Source organism: Siansivirga zeaxanthinifaciens CC-SAMT-1 (assembly GCF_000941055.1).
GTDB classification, from domain to species: Bacteria; Bacteroidota; Bacteroidia; order Flavobacteriales; family Flavobacteriaceae; genus Siansivirga; species Siansivirga zeaxanthinifaciens.
In genome coordinates, this window is the sequence record NZ_CP007202.1 from 3232955 (window position 1) to 3250464 (window position 17510).

Here is a 17510-nt window from a genome sequence, read left to right on the forward strand (position 1 = left end):
TTATTTATTATTCTTTACTGTTTGAATAAATATTTCGTTAACACTTGGAATGAGTTCTACAAAATGTGAAACAGCTCCTTTTGAAGTTAAAAAGTTTAGCAAATCGTTTGGTGTATCGCCGTTAGATAGCTGAATGTTTAATTTTAAATCGTTGTCTAACGTTTTAAAATTTGCCGGACTAATTTTAAATTTATTTGATAATTCCTGTTGTAATTCATTATCATTAAACGCTTTAATTCCAACTTCGAAGGTGTTAATTTTATATTGACGCTTAATATCAATTAAATTACCATCTAATATTTTGTTCGATTTATTTATTAATGCAATATCGTCGCACAGCTCTTCAACAGATTCCATTCTATGCGTAGAAAAAATAACGGTAGCACCATTTTCTCGCAAACGCAAGATTTCATCTTTTATTAAATTCGCGTTTATTGGATCGAAACCTGAAAATGGTTCGTCGAAAATTAAAAGTTTTGGCTGATGCAAAACGGTTACAACAAACTGAATTTTTTGGGCCATCCCTTTGGATAGCTCTTGAATTTTCTTGTTCCACCAGTCGCCTATTTCTAAACGATCGAACCAATATTTTAAGCGCTCTTTGGCTTCAGCTTTGGTAAGTCCTTTTAACTGGGCCAAATACAATGCTTGCTCCCCAACTTTCATGGACTTGTAGAGTCCGCGTTCTTCGGGTAGGTATCCTATATCTTTAATATGATTTACGTTTAATGGTGCGCCATCTAAAAAAACAGCGCCCGTGTCTGGCATGGTTATTTGGTTTACAATACGGATTAAGGTTGTTTTACCTGCTCCATTTGGCCCTAAGAGTCCGAATATACTGCCTTTAGGTACCGATAGAGACACATTATTTAGTGCTTTAAATTCTCCGAAATTTTTTGAAACGCCTTTAACTTCTAATAAGTTATTCATTCGTGATTTTAATTGTAGTATTTGGTAAATATATTAATAGTTATAAATCCTTTTTGGGTTAAATTGATATTTGTAAAGGCTATTTATAATTGAATAACATATTAATTAACTAATTTAATAAGTATTCATTTAATTACACGTTTTTAATAAAAAAATAACATTTCATTAAAAACAAAACCCACCCTTAAAAAAGATTAAGGATGGGAAAAAAATTGCTATGAAAAAGAAAAATTATCACTAAAACAGGTTTAGCGATAAACCAAATATAGTTTTTTTTTCTTAAAAACTGTTAAAATTAAATAAGAACTTTTAAAAAATTAAGGCATTTTTAATAAAGCCTTAAAATGTCTTATTTTTACGAAAACATATCCTTTACTTTTTCAAAAAATGATTTATCGGTACTTTCTGGTTTAGGTGAGAAATGCTCATCATTTTGCATACTTTCAAAAAACTCGCGTTGTTGTTTGTTTAACGTTTTAGGAGTCCACACATTAACATGTACTAATAAATCGCCCTTACCATAGCCATTAATGCTTGGAATTCCTTTTCCGCGTAAGCGTAAAATTTTACCAGACTGCACGCCTGCATCAACCTTAATGCGAACTTTACCGCTTACTGTATCTATTTCTTTAGATGTTCCTAAAACAGCTTCTGGATAACTTATGTACATATCGTAATGTAAGTTATCGCCCTCACGTTGTAATTTTTCGTGTTGCTCTTCTTCGATAACGACAATAATATCGCCCGAAATACCATTACCAGGGGCTTCGTTTCCTTTTCCTGAAACTTTTAATTGCATACCATCTACAACACCTGCAGGTATTTTAATAGATACTGTTTCTTCTACAATCTTTAAACCTTGGGCATCGGCATCGGCTGGTTTACTGTCTATGGTTTGACCAGCGCCACCACAATCGTTACATGGTGCCGAGGTTTGCATTCTTCCTAAAATGGTATTGGCTATACGAGTTACCTGCCCTGTACCATGACATGTTGGACATGTTTTATAAGTAGTGCCTGGCGCCTGAACTTTACGTTTTACTTTTATTTTTTTCTCGACACCGTTGGCTATTTCTTCTAAAGTTAATTTTACACGAATGCGTAAATTACTTCCTTTTACACGACGTTGGCTACCGCCTCCAAAACCTGAGAAACCGCCACCAAAGCCGCCGCCGCCGAAAATATCGCCAAACTGACTGAATATATCATCCATATTCATGCCGCCGCCGCCAAAACCGCCGCCGTTTTCAAATGCTTGATGACCAAATTGATCATAACGCGCTTTTTTGTCGGCATCACTCAATACCTCATAAGCCTCGGCTGCTTCTTTAAACTTGCTTTCGGCTTCTTTGTTATCTGGATTTTTATCTGGATGAAATTCAATAGCCTTCTTACGATAAGCTTTTTTAATTTCTGCTGCCGTTGCGCCTTTACTAATTCCTAATATTTCGTAATAATCTCTTTTTGCCATTTTATTGTTTTATTGTCCAATTACTACCTTTGGAAAACGTATTACTTTATCTCCTAACTTGTATCCTTTCTCGATTACATCGATAATTTTACCTTTTAAATCTTCGGTTGGAGCTGGTATTTGTGTGATGGCTTCATGGTTATCTGCATTAAAAACATCGCCTTGAGCTGCCTCAATAACCTCAAGTCCTTTTTGTTGTAGCGTTGTTTTTAACTTATTACTAATAAGTTCAACACCTTTTAAAAGATCTTTTTCTTCGGTTTTAGAAATTTCAGCATAAGCTCTGTCAAAATCATCAATAACAGGTAATAAAGACACCATCACATCTTGACTTGCTGTTTTAAATAATTCGATACGTTCTTTAGAAGTACGTCTTTTATAATTTTCGAATTCAGCAAATAAGCGTAAAAACTTGTCTTTTTCTAGTTTTAATTCCTCCTGAAGTTTATCTTCAACTGATTGTTCTTCAACAACTTGCTCATCAACTTCAACTGTTTCATTTTCCACAGTTTCTAATTGCTCCTTTTCTATATCGTTTTGACTTTCTTTTTTACTCATGGTTGTAACTTAAATTTTTGTACAAATACTAAAATTAGTTGGCAAAAGTACTGCCATTATTGTAAAAATGTCATAATGTCACAAAATATTTTTTTCCAAACAGTTTAAGATGGAAGAAAAAAACTTGGGAATTGTCTCTTAAACGTATTTTAAAGTAAATCTTCTAGGGCTGGTTGTAAATGATGGTATTGGAAATAAAAGCCTGTATCTTCAATTTTTTTCGAGCTTACCCGCTGACTTTCGAAAAGAAGTACGTGCATATCTCCTAAAATTAATTTCATTACAAATTGGGGAATATTAGGTAAGAATAATGGCTTATGTGTTACAGATGCAATTACTTTAACCAATTCGTTATTTGTTACCGGATTTAGAGCAACACCGTTATAAACACCAGGTAATTGATGCGTTAAAACATGCATAAACATTTGAGATAAATCATCTAAATGAATCCAGGATTGCCATTGCTTCCCAGAGCCAAATGCGGCTCCTACTCCAAATTTTACGGGCTTTACCATTTCTTGAAGCGCACCACCTTTATTAGATAAAACAAGACCTATTCGTATTTTTGATACCAAAATATCTAATTTTGAAAACGCATCCACTTCATCTTCCCAAACCTTTGCTACTTCACTTAAAAAAGACGTTTTTGTAATCTTAAAAGACTCATCGTAGTAATTGATAAGGGAATCGGGATAAATACCTATGGCACTTGCTGATATTACCTGTTTTATATGATGCGTTTCACCTTTTAAACTATTTACCAGTAACCTAGTACTATCTCTTCGACTGGATAAAATAACTTTTTTATAAGATGTAGTCCATCGTTTAGAAATAGTAGCACCTGCTAAATGAATAATAGCATCTACACCATTAAAACAAGCTTTATCAATGGCTTCTTTTTCTGGATTCCAGTAAAACCCTTTATAATTTTCGCTTACTTCTAATTTAGACTTACTTGTTGTTAAGTAATGAACTGCAATATTCTTTTTCAAACAAAGTTTTACTAATTCCTGCCCAATTAAACCTGTAGCTCCGGTAATTAAAACTTTCATATTCAATTTTTATATAAAAATACGAAAAGCATATGGCTCTTCTGTAACTTTTATGTAAGGTTTAACAATTGATTTGATTGTTGTGAAGAAATATTAAAAGCTATTTATTTTAATATTTGCTTCAATTTTAGAGTACTTAAAATAATAGTATTAAACTTTTATAAGTCCTACTATTTCTTAATAGCGCGTAACATTTCGCGTTTACCGGGTGGGCCAGGTAATCGTTCGACTAAAAAACCAACTTCCTGCATCGCTCTGCGAACACTTCCTTTTGCTGCATAGGTTACTAAAACACCGTTTTTTTGTAAAGAGCGATACATTTTTTCAAAAATAGAAGCTGTCCATAATTCGGGTTGTACTCTCGCTCCAAAAGCATCGAAATAAATGAGGTTGTATTTGTTTTCATCTTCAATTTCATGAAAAAATAATTGCTTTTTATTTATTGAAAAATAATTGGTAATAGAAGTCCATGCTTCCCATGGAGATGTATGCAATTGTTGAAAATAATTTTGGTGTTGCGCTGCTTGTAATTGGTTTGGATAATTTAATTGAGATACTTCTTCTTGAGATACCGGGTAAGCTTCTATACCTGTATATTGAATTTTAAGTTTAAGTTGTTCTGCTTCTAAAAAGGTAATAAACGCATTAAGTCCGGTGCCAAATCCAATTTCTAAAATATTTATTGCTTTATTATTTTGGGTGGTATTGGTGGCTTCGTTAAATCGATAAAAATCCAATCCGTTTTTAATAAAAACATGATAAGCCTCTTGAATAGCGCCATGTTTTGAGTGGTATTGTTCATCCCAGTCTGGCAAATGAATGGTAGACGACCCATCGCCAGTAATAACTATTTCTCTTTTCAAATTTATTGTTTTATTAAAACACCATCTGCCTCAAAAGACAATGTACGCTTTGGTTTTGTGATTGTTAAAATTTCTGCTTCTGTTTTACCAGCATCTTGGGCGTAATGCCTTTGCTCTTCAACAGAAACTTCTTCAATAAAAGCTTTACCATTTAAAACAACTTCTTTTCCAGAGATATCTTTAGGAACGAAAAAAGCGTAATCTTTAAATTTTACCATAACCTGTTCACCGTTTTCCAAATCTAAAGTCATCCAACAGCCTTTAGCCTGACAAACATCTTTTGCTTTTGCTTCAAATTTTATTTGAACACGCTCGCCTGCTTTTAAATTATTATGTTGATTGGTAACCTTATCTAATTGTAAGGCATCGGTTGCAGAAATTTGTTTTCCAAAACTATCATATTTATTGTTGTCTTGACAAGAACTTATAAAAAATGCAAAAACAAAGAGAAACAATACTTTCTTTATCATAATTATATAAAACTTTTAAAGATTTGTTGTAAATATAACGCTTTTTTAAAATCGTTTTTACTTAAATTTGTAACGTAAAATAACAATATTTATGAGCGAAATAATCAACGACATAGAGATTATAAAAACAGAAGCTACTAAAATTAATGAAGTAGATTTTGATAACTTAGCTTTTGGAAGTGTTTTTTCTGACCATATGCTAGAGTGCGATTTTAAAGATGGTAAATGGCATGCCCCTAAGGTGGTACCTTATCATCCAATTACTTTAGATCCTTCTGCAAAGATTTTTCATTACGGACAATCGGTTTTTGAAGGTATGAAGGCCTACAAAGATGCTAAAGGAGATGTCTATTTGTTTCGCCCGTTAGAGAATTTTAAGCGTTTAAATATTTCATCAAAACGTTTGGCGATTCCCGAGTTACCAGAAAGTTATTTCATGGATGGTTTAAAAGCCTTATTGGAAGTAGATAAAGCTTGGATTCCGCAACAAGAAGGTAGTTCGCTTTACATAAGACCCTTTGTTTTTGCATCTGGAAACGGGTTTCATGCATCGCCGGCAAATGCTTATAAATTTGTAATATGTACGGCTCCATCTGGCGCTTATTTTTCTGGAAAAGTGAAAGTTTTAATTGAACAAACTTACTCGCGTTCTGCTAATGGTGGTGTTGGTTTTGCTAAAGCTGGTGGTAATTATGCTGGACAATTTTATCCAACACAATTGGCTGTAGAGAAAGGTTACCAACAAGTAATCTGGACCGATGATACAAACCACGAATTTATAGAAGAAGCAGGTGCTATGAATATTTTTATTCGTATTAACGACACCTTAATTACTGGTCCAACCAGCGATCGTATTTTAGATGGTATTACCAGAAAAAGTATTATAGATATCGCAAATGCGGAAGGTATTCCGGTTGAAGTTAGAAAGATTTCGGTACACGAAGTTGTTGAAGCTGCTAAAAACGGAACTTTAAAAGAAATGTTTGGTGCTGGTACAGCTGCCGTTATTTCTCCGATATCTGGTTTTGGTTATAAAGATTCTGATTACGATTTACCTGAATTAGATAATACGTATGCCAACAGATTGAAAAAAATTATAACCGATATACAAACAAACAAGTCTGAAGATCCGTTTGGATGGCGATATAAACTCTAATAAATTCGATTTTTAATAAATAAAAAAAGAGAAGCACTTGCTTCTCTTTTTTATTTAGATTTTATTTAGCCAGAACAGCAGCAATATCGGGTTTAAAATAATTAGGCCCTTTTAATACTTTACCATCTTCTCGGTAAATAGGCTGACCATCTTCACCCAATTTACTCATATTACTTCGTTGTATTTCTTCAAAAACTTCTTCAATTTTATGTTGCATTCCATGTTCTATAATAGTACCACACAAAATATACAGCATATCCCCCAAAGCATCGGCAACTTCAACTAAATCATTATTATTGGCTGCTTCAAGATATTCCTCGTTTTCTTCTTTCATTAAATTAAATCGCAGGGTATTTTTTTCAATTCCCAAATCGGCTTTAGGTGTTTCTCTATGCCCAATTTTAAATGCTGTATGAAATGCTTTAACGGCCTCAATTTTATTCTTCATATTTTTTTTATTTGAAATATTTATAAAGATAATAATATCATCAATATTCTTTAAATTTGCTTAAAATTAGTTATATGTTTAGTAAAGGTCAAATTATTTTTGGTATTCTATTTTTTATAGTTTTTGCTATGGTTATAGCTTACACTTACAAGAAAGATTTTAAGCTTCATAAAAAATTTTATGCCGGTAGTATTTGGATACTTTTAGCTTTTATTGGTTTTATTTTAGCCATTGCAGCTATAAAATTTATTTTTAAATAACTAGCTTTCAGTGAATTAAAAAATAAAATAAAAAATATTCATTTTATCACGCAACCTTTTTAGTTTTCACACATCTTGTTAGTAACTAAGCTAAAAAATTATACCATTATGAATGTTTTGTTAATTATATCGGCACTTCTTTTAGTTAATGCAATTCTTTTAATTTTTAGTGTAAACGAAAAAACAGAACCTTGATTCATGTAGTTTTCTTAAAAACTATTTCCTCTTTAAGGCATTACTGCAAACTATATACAAGAAGTATTTAATTATTATCTTTGTTTTAATTCCCTAATAAACAATTAATGAAATTCATTAAATACCTTCTATTTTTAGTGCTTATAGGATTTATAGGTGTTTCGGTTTACATTGCTGTGCAGCCTAATTCATTTAAAATAACCAAAAAATATACTATTAATGCTCCCGCATCGGTGGTTTTTAATTATGTTAATAATTTAAAAAACTGGAAGCATTTTGATTCCTGGAGTGCCTTTGAAAATGTTAACACATTAAATTCTATAAACGGTGAAGGACAACTAAATACCATTCAATCAAACCCTGAAAATTCCATTTTACAGGAACTCACTTTTGATGATTTACCCAACTCCAACATCACTTGGTCTTTCTCGACAACTAAAAACAAAACCACCGAAATAAGTTGGACCCTTTCTACAGAAAGTATTCCTTTTAAAAATAAAGCTTACAATTTAATATATGGAGGCAAGGAACATATAATTGCCAAACATTACGCCGAAACTTTAAAAAAATTAGACAGTGCTGTTATAGCTAGTATGAAAGTTTATAAAATTAAAGTTAATGGCAGCACTAACTATGGCGGCGGTTATTACTTATACACTACAAACTCTTGTAAAATTGATGAATTAGACGAAAAGCTAAAATCTAGCATGCGTAAGGTGACCGCTTTCGCTGAAAAAAACAACATTGTTATCGCTGGTTTACCATTTATTTATTATTTGAAAAGAGACAGCATAAATAATGCCACTACTTTTGAATGTTGCATACCTACAACCGAACAAATAATTTCAACTGAAAGCGACATACTTACAGGTCAAATAATTCCTTTTGAAGCTATAAAAACCACATTACAGGGAGACTATTCCAATATTAATGAAGCCTGGAATACGACTTTAAACTATATTTCTAAACAAAATTTAGTATTCCCTGAACATGGTACGGTAATTCAAACATTTTTAAACGATTCTAATGCAGTTCCTAATCCCGCCAATTGGTTAACCGAAATTTATTTTCAGGTTCAACCTAAAGACACCGAAGTTGTAATAGAAAATTAATGTTTTTTATAAGCCTTTACCCCTGCTAATATTCGCGTGTTTAAAAAATTTTCTCTGGGTACAATGGGACAAGAGTATTTATCGTTGTAAGCACAATAAGGATTGTAAGCCTTGTTAAAATCGATAATTAAAGTATCGCCTTCGGGTATTTTGCAATCAATATAACGACCGCCACCATAACTTTCAGAACCACAAGTTAAATCTAAAAAAGGTAAAAATAAATAATCTTCATATCCAGAAACTGTCATTAAATCTTCCCCTTGATAAAGGTTTAATTGGTAGCTTTCACCTTTTATTTGAAAACTCAAAACACCATAAACACGCTCACTAGACACCCTATTGGTTGTTGTTTTCATTTTAAAAAATTCTGAATTTGTTAAACGCTTTATATGTGCTTTAACTACAAAAGCAGAATCTACTTCAAAAAAATCTAATCCTTGAAAATCTTTTATATCTTCTTCCTTTAGTGGTGATTTTGTAACATCTTTAAATTGGGCATTTAACTGTTTTTGAAATGCTGTTTCTCCTAAAACTGGTTGCTTGTTTTGAGAACAACTTATTAAACAATTTACGAGTACAAAAAAGGTTAAAAATGTTTTCATTATATCTTAATTTCATTTTCAAAAGTACAATATTAGGTAATTAGTTATATAAAATGGTGCTTCATTTATTTGTTAAAAAAGGGCATATAATCTATTAAACTTTGGGATACTCCATTTTCAATTTTTTATCTTTGAAATTCATTTCAATTAAATCAAATCTCACAAATTTTGAAAAACGAATTAGACGTTATAATTATTGGAGCCGGCCCCATTGGAATTGCTTGTGCATTAGAATGTAAAAAAAATGGGTGGCATTATTTAGTTTTAGAAAAAGGTGCTTTAACCAATTCTATTTTTAATTATCCTAAAAACATGACTTTTTTTTCTACTTCAGAAAAAATTGAGATTGATGATATTCCTTTTATAAGCAATAAACCCAAACCCAACCGTGACGAAGCTCTGGAATATTACAGACGCGTTGTGACTTCTAATAAACTTAATTTTCACTTGTATGAAAAAGTAAAAACGGTTACTAAAAATGAAGATTTATTTCATGTCGTTTCAGAAAAAAACGAATATATAGCTAAAAAAGTTATCGTTTCTACAGGTTTTTACGACATCCCCCAACTATTAAATGTTGAAGGTGAAAATCTACCCAAAGTAACACATTATTACAAAGAAGCCCATAAGTATGCGCTGCAAGACGTAATTATTGTTGGAGCAAGTAACTCATCGGTTGATGCAGCTTTAGAAATATGGAGAAAAGGCGGCAATGTTACTATGGTTATTAGAGGAGAATCGATTGGAGAACGTGTAAAGTATTGGGTTCGCCCCGATATTATAAATAGAATTAATGAGGGCAGTATAAAAGCTTATTTTAACTCTGAAATTATTAAAATAAACGAATTTTCGGTAGACATAAAAACGCCTACAAAAAATATAAATATTCTAAACGATTACGTTGTTGCATTAACAGGTTATTTGCCTGATTTCAATTTTTTAAAGAGCATGGGGATTTCTATTTCAAACGACGACAAAGAAATACCAACTTATAATCCAGATACCATGGAATCTAACATTGATGGATTATATCTTGCTGGCGTAATTTGTGGTGGTAATGAAACCCACAAATGGTTTATAGAAAACTCTAGAATTCATGCTAAAATGATTGCCAATCACTTAAAAGAAACTATTTAAAATTATTTAATAGGTTTTAATTCTTTATATCGAATGACATGAGAAAGTACAATTTGCGTTTTAGTTTCTCCGTAAATAATTAGTTGATCTATAAAAGTTTCTAAGTGTTTTTGGTTTTTTAACACCACTTCCATAACAATATTTTCATTACCTGTAATTCTGTAACAATTTAAAACTTCGTCGTAGGTTTTAACTTTTTCAAGAAAAGGTTTAAGTTTACCAATAAAGGCTCGAAGTGTTATTATAGCTTTTAATTGATATCCGGTATCTAGTGGCGAAATTATTGTTTTATAGCCAAGTATAATGCCGGCATCTTCCATTTTCTTAATACGCTCTGAAACAGCTGGCGAACTAATACCAACTTTTCTTCCAATTTCTGCATTAGATTGTCGAGCATTATCCTGCAGACAATTTAAAATCTTCCAACTTAAAGCATCTAAATTCATTTTGAAGGTATTTAAATTATAAAAAATTAAATATTAAAGTAAATATACATTTTTACATTAATATTTAAAGAGGAAAATGAATTCTTGTGAGTAATTTTGATATATATGTTAAGATAAAAAGAGTATGCTTTCTAAAACCCCATCAAACCTATCGGAATTACCGATTTATAAAAAAGCTATAGAGATTTTTGCTCTATCGCAAAGCATTTCTATGTATTTAAATCATGATTTATCTGGTTTAAAAGAGGATGGTTCAGAAGACACTAATATATACTTTTCTGGAGATATTGTACAACAATCGGTTTCTTTAGCTCCTGAAATTTTAAATGCCGAGTTAGAACGTTATTCAGATAAAAAACACAAGCACATTGCTTCTTTAAAGCGTTTAACAAATATGCTCTACAAAAATTCTTATAGATTAGAACGCTCTAACAGCAATGGAAAAGATTTTTTACCCGTTTTAAGAAGCGAATTAAAAAAGTTTAAGCAACTGCAAAGAACTTGGTTGTTAACCTTATAAAATAAAAAAACACTCATTATTTGAGTGTTTTTTAACTCAAAAAGAATCCCTCTTTTTGTTAAATTGAGAATAAGCAATTATTATACTTTTTACAAGGAAAGTAAAATCTCATGCTAAAATATAGAAATTAACAAATGTTAACACAAAAAATAATTATTTTACTTGATATATGTCAATTTTGATTTTGATTTTAAATCATATTCAAAGGAATTCTCTATTCTAGAAAGTGTTTCTGGTCGCATATTAAGTAGCGACGCCATGTATTTTTTTGGTAATCGATCTATAATTTGTGGTGACATTATTTTTAAAAAATATTTATATCGACCCCTGGCAGTTGGTATTCTAGCCATAAAAGCACGATGTTCTGAAAACACATAATATTCTTCCATTAGTATTCTGTTCAAAATAGACATTTCTTTAAAATTATCTAAAGCGTAATGCATATCTTCATAACTTAAACTTTCTGTATAAGTTTCCTCTAAACACTGAATATTTTCTTGTGCCGGTTGATTAGAAAAATAACCTAAAATAGAAGTAACCATTTGATTATCTGTACTTACCCAAGTTGTAATTTCTTTATTATCGTAATCAAAATAACCTCTAACAAGACCTTGCCTTATAAGATGCAATCTGTTACAAACACCGTCCTGTTTAACAATATACTCACCTTTTTTATAGTGAGTACAAACAAGTGATTCGGATAAGAATTTATTAAGTGCTTTAGATAGTGGGTAAACAGAATTTAACATTACTATACTATAATAGCTCTTATATTTAGTATTTGACATTCAATTTTTTTTTTGGGAAAATTTTTGCAAAAGATATAAAAAAATGCTGTAATTTTTACATGTTTCTTCGATATTGGCCACCTACTTCAAACAAGGCCTTTGTAATTTCTCCTAAACTACAGGTTTTACAAACATTCATTAAAGCCTCAAAAATATTCTCATTTTTTATAGCTGTGTTTTGTAAATCTTTTAAAACTGCTTCGTAATGGTGAGATTTATGTAGATTTTGAAGTGTTTTAATTTGATTTTGCTTTTCGTCCTCTGTTGCACGAATAACCTCTGAAGGTATAACTGTTGGTGACCCTGAAGCACTTAAAAACGTATTAACTCCTATAATTGGAAATTCACCATTATGTTTTAAAGTCTCATAATACAAACTCTCTTCCTGTATTTTACTACGCTGATACATAGTTTCCATAGCACCTAAAACCCCGCCTCGCTCGGTTATTCTATCGAATTCTAACAAAACGGCTTCTTCAACCAAGTCGGTTAACGCTTCAATTATAAAAGATCCTTGAATTGGATTTTCATTTTTTGTTAACCCTAATTCTTTGTTTATAATTAATTGAATAGCCATGGCTCTTCTTACTGATGCTTCGGTTGGTGTTGTAATAGCCTCATCATAGGCATTGGTATGTAACGAATTACAATTATCGTAAATCGCATATAGTGCCTGTAACGTAGTTCGAATATCGTTAAAATCTATTTCTTGAGCATGCAGGCTTCTACCTGAAGTTTGAATATGATATTTTAACATTTGAGCCCTCGCATTGGCTCCATATTTATGTTTTAAGGCTTTGGCCCAAATTTTTCGAGCAACTCGACCTATTACGGCATATTCCGGATCGATGCCATTGGAGAAAAAGAAAGATAAATTGGGTCCAAAATCGTTTATATTCATCCCGCGAGACAAATAGTATTCAATATAGGTAAAGCCGTTAGACAAAGTAAATGCCAATTGTGAAATAGGATTTGCGCCTGCTTCTGCAATATGATATCCCGAAATAGAAACCGAATAAAAATTACGTACTTTATTTTTAATAAAATATTCCTGTACATCACCCATTAATTTCAGGGCAAATTCAGTTGAAAAAATGCAGGTGTTTTGCGCTTGATCTTCTTTCAAAATATCGGCCTGAACGGTTCCTCGAACTTGAGACAAGGTTTTATATTTTATATCATTATAAACGGCTTCCGGTAAAACCATATCACCTGTAACTCCCAGAAGCATCAGGCCTAAACCATCGTGATCTTCTGGTAAGGCACCGTGATATTTTGGCCTTTCGATCCCTTTTTTTCCATAAATAGCTTCAATTTTTGACTCTACGTCTTTAATAAGCCCATGTTCTTTTATATAAATTTCGCATTGCTGATCGATAGCGGCATTCATAAAGAAACCGAGCATCATAGGTGCTGGTCCGTTAATTGTCATACTTACCGATGTCATTTCATCGGCTAAATTAAATCCGGAATACAACTTTTTGGCATCATCCAAACAACAAATACTAACACCGGCATTACCAATTTTACCATAAATATCGGGCCTTAAATCGGGGTCGTTGCCATAAAGCGTTACACTATCGAAGGCTGTTGAAAGTCTTTTTGCAGGTAAGCCTTTGCTAACATAATGAAAACGTCGGTTGGTACGCTCAGGGCTACCTTCTCCCGCAAACATTCTAGTAGGATCTTCACCGGTGCGCTTAAACGGATATAAACCAGATGTAAAAGGAAATTCACCAGGCACATTTTCCTGTAAAACCCAATTTAATATATCGCCCCAAGCCTTATATTTAGGCAAAGCAACTTTTGGTATTTCTAAATGCGATAAGGTTTTAGAGTGTGTTGCTATTTTAATTTCTTTGTCTCTTACTTTAAATGAATAGGTAGAATTTTTATACTTGTTTAATTTTTCATTCCACCCTAAAATTATTTCCCAATTATCTGGGTGTAAATGGCGTTTTACATAATCAAATTCGGCCAATAATAATTTTACAAATGCTTGCTTGTTGGTATCTTTTAATTGGATTTTATTGGCATCTATTCCATGTACATTCAATTCAATTTCAACCTCTGAAACAGATTGTAATGTTTTATAAATAGCATATAATGTTTGTGCTACATCAACTTGTTTTGATGCTGTTTTATCGTAATTTCTATTATTTTCGGCTATTTCAGATAAATAACGCGATCTGGATGGCGGAATAATAAATGTTTTTTCTGATGCGCTTGAAACTTGAAAATTAGAAGTTAAAGTTGATGTTGTTTTTTCATTTATTTTACTAATAACAGCCCTGTAAAGCCTGTTCATTCCGGGATCATTAAATTGAGAGGCCATCGTGCCAAAAACAGGCATGTCGTCTGGAGATACGTCCCAAAGATTATGGTTTCTAGCAAACTGCTTTTTTACATCGCGTAAGGCATCTAAAGCACCTCTTTTATCAAATTTGTTAATAGCTACCAAATCTGCAAAATCAAGCATATCAATTTTTTCTAGTTGTGTGGCGGCTCCAAACTCGGGCGTCATCACATACAAAGAAATATCGCTATGTTCAATTATTTCGGTATCACTTTGTCCGATTCCCGAAGTTTCTAAAATAATTAAATCGAAGGCCGCAGCTTTTAAAACTTCAACAGCTTCATTTACATACTTAGAAAGCGCCAAATTAGATTGTCTGGTAGCTAAACTTCGCATATAAACCCTAGAATTATTTATGGCGTTCATTCGAATTCTATCCCCTAAAAGAGCACCGCCCGTTTTTCGTTTTGAAGGGTCTACCGATATTATACCAATGGTTTTCTCTGGAAAATCAATTAAAAACCTGCGAACCAGTTCATCTATTAAACTTGATTTTCCTGCGCCCCCCGTACCGGTAATTCCCAAAACTGGTGAAGCTGAATTTTTATTCAGTTCTTTTATTTTTAATAAGGTATCATGCGCCAAGTCCGGATCATTTTCGGCGAAAGAAATAATATTTGCAATAGTTTTAGGGTCCTTGTTGGATAGCGTAGAAACATCAAAATGCTGAGGAAAATTAATTTTAAAATCTGATTTCTCAACCAAATCGTTAATCATGCCCTGTAAACCCATAGCTCTGCCATCGTCCGGCGAATAAATTCGGGTAATGCCATAATCCATTAAATCTTTAATTTCAGAGGGCAGTATAACACCACCGCCGCCACCAAAAATTTTAATATGCCCCATATTTCTTTCCTGAAGCAAATCGTACATGTATTTAAAATACTCATTATGCCCGCCTTGATATGAGGTTAAACAAATGGCATTTACATCTTCTTGAATGGCTGTATTAACAACCTCTTCAACGCTTCTGTCATGTCCTAAATGAATAACTTCAACACCTGTAGACTGAATAATTCTACGCATAATGTTAATAGATGCATCATGCCCATCGAAAAGAGCTGCTGCAGTTACAATACGAACTTTATTTTTGGGCTTATAGAGGTTAACGGACATGGATATAGAAAATAAATTAATTAATAACTATCAAATTTACGAAATATTCAAAAAAACAATCTAATTATAAATGATTATCGAAAATTAGATGTATTAGGCACGCTTCATTAATTTTTAATTTAATTTTGAATGCCTTTTTATATTTAAAATAAAGTAAATATAAGATGTTAGAACAAAGCAAAAGATTAAAAAGCATGAATAAAATTACACTTTTAGTACATTGTAAAGATCGATCAAATATAATTGCAACTGTAACTAATTTTATTGCCAAAAATGAAGGAAATATTGTTTATTTAGATCAACATGTAGATAGAGATCAAAATGTTTTTTTCATGCGACTTGAAGCCGAGTTTTTTCACGATTCTTTTTCTACCGAAAGCTTTAAAGAAGATTTTAAAACCAATTTAGCTGAAGTATTTGAAATGAAGTGGCGTATTTATTCTTCGCACAAAAAACCAAAAATGGCGCTATTTATTTCTAAGTACGACCATTGTTTGTACGATTTATTGGGTCGTTACAATTCTGGCGAACTCAATTTAGAAATTCCTTTTATAATTAGTAACCATCTAGATTTAAAACCAATTGCAGATAGCTTTAAAATACCATTTTATCACGTTCCAGTAACAAAAGATACAAAACCCGAAGCAGAAAAAGCGCAATTGGAATTGTTAGAAAAATTTGAGATTGATTTTATTGTATTGGCAAGGTATATGCAAATTATTTCTCCGAAATTGATAGAAAAATATCAAAACAAAATAATAAACATTCACCATTCGTTTTTACCTGCTTTTGTTGGCGCAAAACCTTATCATTCGGCATTTAAACGAGGCGTAAAAATAATTGGAGCGACTAGTCATTACGTAACAGAAGAACTAGATGCGGGCCCCATTATAGACCAAGGCGTTACCCGTGTTTCGCATACCCATTCTATAGAAGATTTAATTGCAAAAGGTAGAGATTTAGAAAAAATAGTACTGGCTAATGCTGTAAAATTACATACCAACAGAAAAGTGATGGTTTACAATAACAAAACAGTAATTTTTTCTTAAAACTAATTAACTCTATTTAAACTAACGGCTTGTTTTAATAAACTTTGTAAAACTGGATTATAATTTTTTTCCAGGCTTTCATCTTGAAATCTAATTAATAAAGGCATTAATTTATGCATGCCTTTTATGTCCTTTAATTTTAAAAACTGCTTTTTCCACAATTTAAAAAGGGCGTCAATAATTTCAGGATTCTTATGGTAATTATTATTTATTTGATTTGTTATACTTTTTAAATAACTTTTAAAAAGCAAAGGATTCCTGCATAAACGAATAAATAGGGCATTAATTTCTACTTTAAGTTCGGCTTCAGAATTCAAACTCTTCACTATAAAATCTTTTCTTTCATATTTAGAATTACATGCTATTAAAAAAAATACATCCTGAATTAAATATTCACAAGAAACAGGCGCGTAGTAATAAATTTCCACACCCAGATTCGTATTAATTATAAGTAATTTATTTTTTATGAGGTCTTTTAAAAATAATTGAAAGGACTCCAATTGCTTGGAAGAAATTATTAATTCTCGCTTTAAATTTTTAGTTGAAAAACTAACCATTCTAATAGTATCCATAGCATGTAATTGAATTATAATCAATAAAAGATACCAAAATTTACGATTACACAAAAATACATTAATAAAAATTAACAAATAAATATAATTTGATTTACGATTAGAAAATTAATTCTTACAATTATTTAAAATAAAATGTGGCTAAAAACGTACATGTTGTGTCTAAAAGTTTGTAGTTTTATTTAAAAAAATTTTAGAAAAAAGCTACGTAATATAAGACGTATTAATTTAGAATTATAAAAATCCTGAATTTTAGAACGACTTAATAGCAACTAAAAGACACCTCTCTGGTGTCTTTTTTATTTTAAAAAATTTTGATTAAATAAATAACTAAACTATTTTAACAAAACGTAAATTTAGAGTGCAATTATAATTTTTCGCTAAACAAACAATATTTAAAAGTTTAACT

18 protein-coding genes are annotated in these 17510 nt (G+C 31.5%); 6 read left to right on the forward strand and 12 right to left on the reverse strand.

Annotated features, from left to right (window positions below; translation table 11 throughout):
- From AW14_RS13990 to AW14_RS14015, 6 genes are all read right to left on the reverse strand, one after another.
- Positions 1-930, reverse strand: coding sequence for an ABC transporter ATP-binding protein (locus AW14_RS13990; RefSeq protein WP_044639364.1), 930 nt, complete (start codon positions 928-930; stop codon positions 1-3).
- Between the two features lie 355 nt (positions 931-1285).
- A complete protein-coding gene (dnaJ, locus tag AW14_RS13995) occupies positions 1286-2401 on the reverse strand; it encodes a molecular chaperone DnaJ (protein WP_044639365.1) in 1116 nt (371 codons plus the stop codon).
- 9 nt (positions 2402-2410) lie between these two features.
- Positions 2411-2959, reverse strand: coding sequence for a nucleotide exchange factor GrpE (locus tag AW14_RS14000; RefSeq protein ID WP_044639366.1), 549 nt, complete (start codon positions 2957-2959; stop codon positions 2411-2413).
- Positions 2960-3108: 149 nt separating this feature from the next.
- On the reverse strand, positions 3109-4011 hold the full coding sequence (locus AW14_RS14005) for a TIGR01777 family oxidoreductase (protein WP_044639367.1): 903 nt from the start codon (positions 4009-4011) through the stop codon (positions 3109-3111).
- A gap of 170 nt (positions 4012-4181) precedes the next feature.
- Entirely contained in the window at positions 4182-4874 is a 693-nt protein-coding gene (gene mnmD / locus AW14_RS14010) for a tRNA (5-methylaminomethyl-2-thiouridine)(34)-methyltransferase MnmD (protein WP_044639368.1), read from the reverse strand.
- A 2-nt stretch (positions 4875-4876) separates the two neighbouring features.
- Positions 4877-5341, reverse strand: a complete 465-nt coding sequence (locus AW14_RS14015) for a DUF4920 domain-containing protein (protein WP_052647565.1) — start codon at positions 5339-5341, stop codon at positions 4877-4879.
- Between the two features lie 94 nt (positions 5342-5435).
- On the opposite strand from AW14_RS14015, the gene AW14_RS14020 reads away from it, so the two are divergent.
- Entirely contained in the window at positions 5436-6500 is a 1065-nt protein-coding gene (locus AW14_RS14020; RefSeq protein ID WP_044639369.1) for a branched-chain amino acid aminotransferase, read from the forward strand.
- Positions 6501-6561: 61 nt separating this feature from the next.
- On the opposite strand, the gene AW14_RS14025 is transcribed toward AW14_RS14020, so the two are convergent.
- Positions 6562-6948, reverse strand: a complete 387-nt coding sequence (locus AW14_RS14025) for a pyrophosphohydrolase domain-containing protein (RefSeq protein ID WP_044639370.1) — start codon at positions 6946-6948, stop codon at positions 6562-6564.
- 74 nt (positions 6949-7022) lie between these two features.
- Here AW14_RS14025 and AW14_RS14030 point away from each other — a divergent pair, with 74 nt between their 5' ends.
- On the forward strand, positions 7023-7208 hold the full coding sequence (locus tag AW14_RS14030) for a hypothetical protein (RefSeq protein ID WP_044639371.1): 186 nt from the start codon (positions 7023-7025) through the stop codon (positions 7206-7208).
- Positions 7209-7510: 302 nt separating this feature from the next.
- Positions 7511-8515, forward strand: a complete 1005-nt coding sequence (locus AW14_RS14035) for a GyrI-like domain-containing protein (RefSeq protein WP_044639372.1) — start codon at positions 7511-7513, stop codon at positions 8513-8515.
- Here the strand turns inward: AW14_RS14035 and AW14_RS14040 are convergent.
- A complete protein-coding gene (locus AW14_RS14040) occupies positions 8512-9117 on the reverse strand; it encodes a DUF1684 domain-containing protein (protein WP_044639373.1) in 606 nt (201 codons plus the stop codon). The genes AW14_RS14035 and AW14_RS14040 overlap by 4 nt on opposite strands.
- 168 nt (positions 9118-9285) lie before the next feature.
- Between AW14_RS14040 and AW14_RS14045 the strand changes: the two genes are divergently transcribed.
- Entirely contained in the window at positions 9286-10254 is a 969-nt protein-coding gene (locus AW14_RS14045; protein WP_044639374.1) for a YpdA family putative bacillithiol disulfide reductase, read from the forward strand.
- 2 nt (positions 10255-10256) lie between these two features.
- Here the strand turns inward: AW14_RS14045 and AW14_RS14050 are convergent, their stop codons facing one another.
- Complete coding sequence (locus AW14_RS14050; protein WP_044639375.1) at positions 10257-10700, reverse strand: Lrp/AsnC family transcriptional regulator; 444 nt, start codon at positions 10698-10700, stop codon at positions 10257-10259.
- A 124-nt stretch (positions 10701-10824) separates the two neighbouring features.
- Here AW14_RS14050 and AW14_RS14055 point away from each other — a divergent pair, with 124 nt between their 5' ends.
- A complete protein-coding gene (locus AW14_RS14055; RefSeq protein WP_044639376.1) occupies positions 10825-11220 on the forward strand; it encodes a hypothetical protein in 396 nt (131 codons plus the stop codon).
- Between the two features lie 158 nt (positions 11221-11378).
- Here AW14_RS14055 and AW14_RS14565 read toward each other — a convergent pair whose 3' ends face one another.
- Both AW14_RS14565 and AW14_RS14065 read right to left on the reverse strand, forming a co-directional pair.
- Positions 11379-12008 carry a Crp/Fnr family transcriptional regulator gene (locus AW14_RS14565; protein WP_052647532.1) on the reverse strand — a complete coding sequence of 210 codons (630 nt, stop codon included), beginning with the start codon at positions 12006-12008 and terminating at the stop codon, positions 11379-11381.
- Between the two features lie 55 nt (positions 12009-12063).
- Positions 12064-15480, reverse strand: a complete 3417-nt coding sequence (locus AW14_RS14065; RefSeq protein WP_044639377.1) for a methylmalonyl-CoA mutase family protein — start codon at positions 15478-15480, stop codon at positions 12064-12066.
- Between the two features lie 194 nt (positions 15481-15674).
- Between AW14_RS14065 and purU the strand changes: the two genes are divergently transcribed.
- Positions 15675-16529, forward strand: a complete 855-nt coding sequence (gene purU, locus AW14_RS14070; RefSeq protein WP_044639686.1) for a formyltetrahydrofolate deformylase — start codon at positions 15675-15677, stop codon at positions 16527-16529.
- A gap of 2 nt (positions 16530-16531) precedes the next feature.
- Here the strand turns inward: purU and AW14_RS14075 are convergent, their stop codons facing one another.
- A complete protein-coding gene (locus tag AW14_RS14075) occupies positions 16532-17101 on the reverse strand; it encodes a hypothetical protein (protein WP_044639378.1) in 570 nt (189 codons plus the stop codon).
- Between the last annotated feature and the right edge of the window lie 409 nt (positions 17102-17510).

Coding starts and splice junctions, on each gene's coding strand:
- AW14_RS14565 (WP_052647532.1), bottom strand. CDS start 12,008: ATGTCAAATACTAAATATAAGAGCTATTATAGTATAGTAATGTTAAAT.
- AW14_RS14075 (WP_044639378.1), bottom strand. CDS start 17,101: ATGGATACTATTAGAATGGTTAGTTTTTCAACTAAAAATTTAAAGCGA.
- dnaJ (WP_044639365.1), bottom strand. CDS start 2,401: ATGGCAAAAAGAGATTATTACGAAATATTAGGAATTAGTAAAGGCGCA.
- AW14_RS14040 (WP_044639373.1), bottom strand. CDS start 9,117: ATGAAAACATTTTTAACCTTTTTTGTACTCGTAAATTGTTTAATAAGT.
- AW14_RS14025 (WP_044639370.1), bottom strand. CDS start 6,948: ATGAAGAATAAAATTGAGGCCGTTAAAGCATTTCATACAGCATTTAAA.
- AW14_RS14005 (WP_044639367.1), bottom strand. CDS start 4,011: ATGAAAGTTTTAATTACCGGAGCTACAGGTTTAATTGGGCAGGAATTA.
- AW14_RS14065 (WP_044639377.1), bottom strand. CDS start 15,480: ATGTCCGTTAACCTCTATAAGCCCAAAAATAAAGTTCGTATTGTAACT.
- AW14_RS14035 (WP_044639372.1), top strand. CDS start 7,511: ATGAAATTCATTAAATACCTTCTATTTTTAGTGCTTATAGGATTTATA.
- AW14_RS14020 (WP_044639369.1), top strand. CDS start 5,436: ATGAGCGAAATAATCAACGACATAGAGATTATAAAAACAGAAGCTACT.
- AW14_RS14055 (WP_044639376.1), top strand. CDS start 10,825: ATGCTTTCTAAAACCCCATCAAACCTATCGGAATTACCGATTTATAAA.
- AW14_RS14000 (WP_044639366.1), bottom strand. CDS start 2,959: ATGAGTAAAAAAGAAAGTCAAAACGATATAGAAAAGGAGCAATTAGAA.
- AW14_RS14050 (WP_044639375.1), bottom strand. CDS start 10,700: ATGAATTTAGATGCTTTAAGTTGGAAGATTTTAAATTGTCTGCAGGAT.
- purU (WP_044639686.1), top strand. CDS start 15,675: ATGAATAAAATTACACTTTTAGTACATTGTAAAGATCGATCAAATATA.
- AW14_RS13990 (WP_044639364.1), bottom strand. CDS start 930: ATGAATAACTTATTAGAAGTTAAAGGCGTTTCAAAAAATTTCGGAGAA.
- AW14_RS14030 (WP_044639371.1), top strand. CDS start 7,023: ATGTTTAGTAAAGGTCAAATTATTTTTGGTATTCTATTTTTTATAGTT.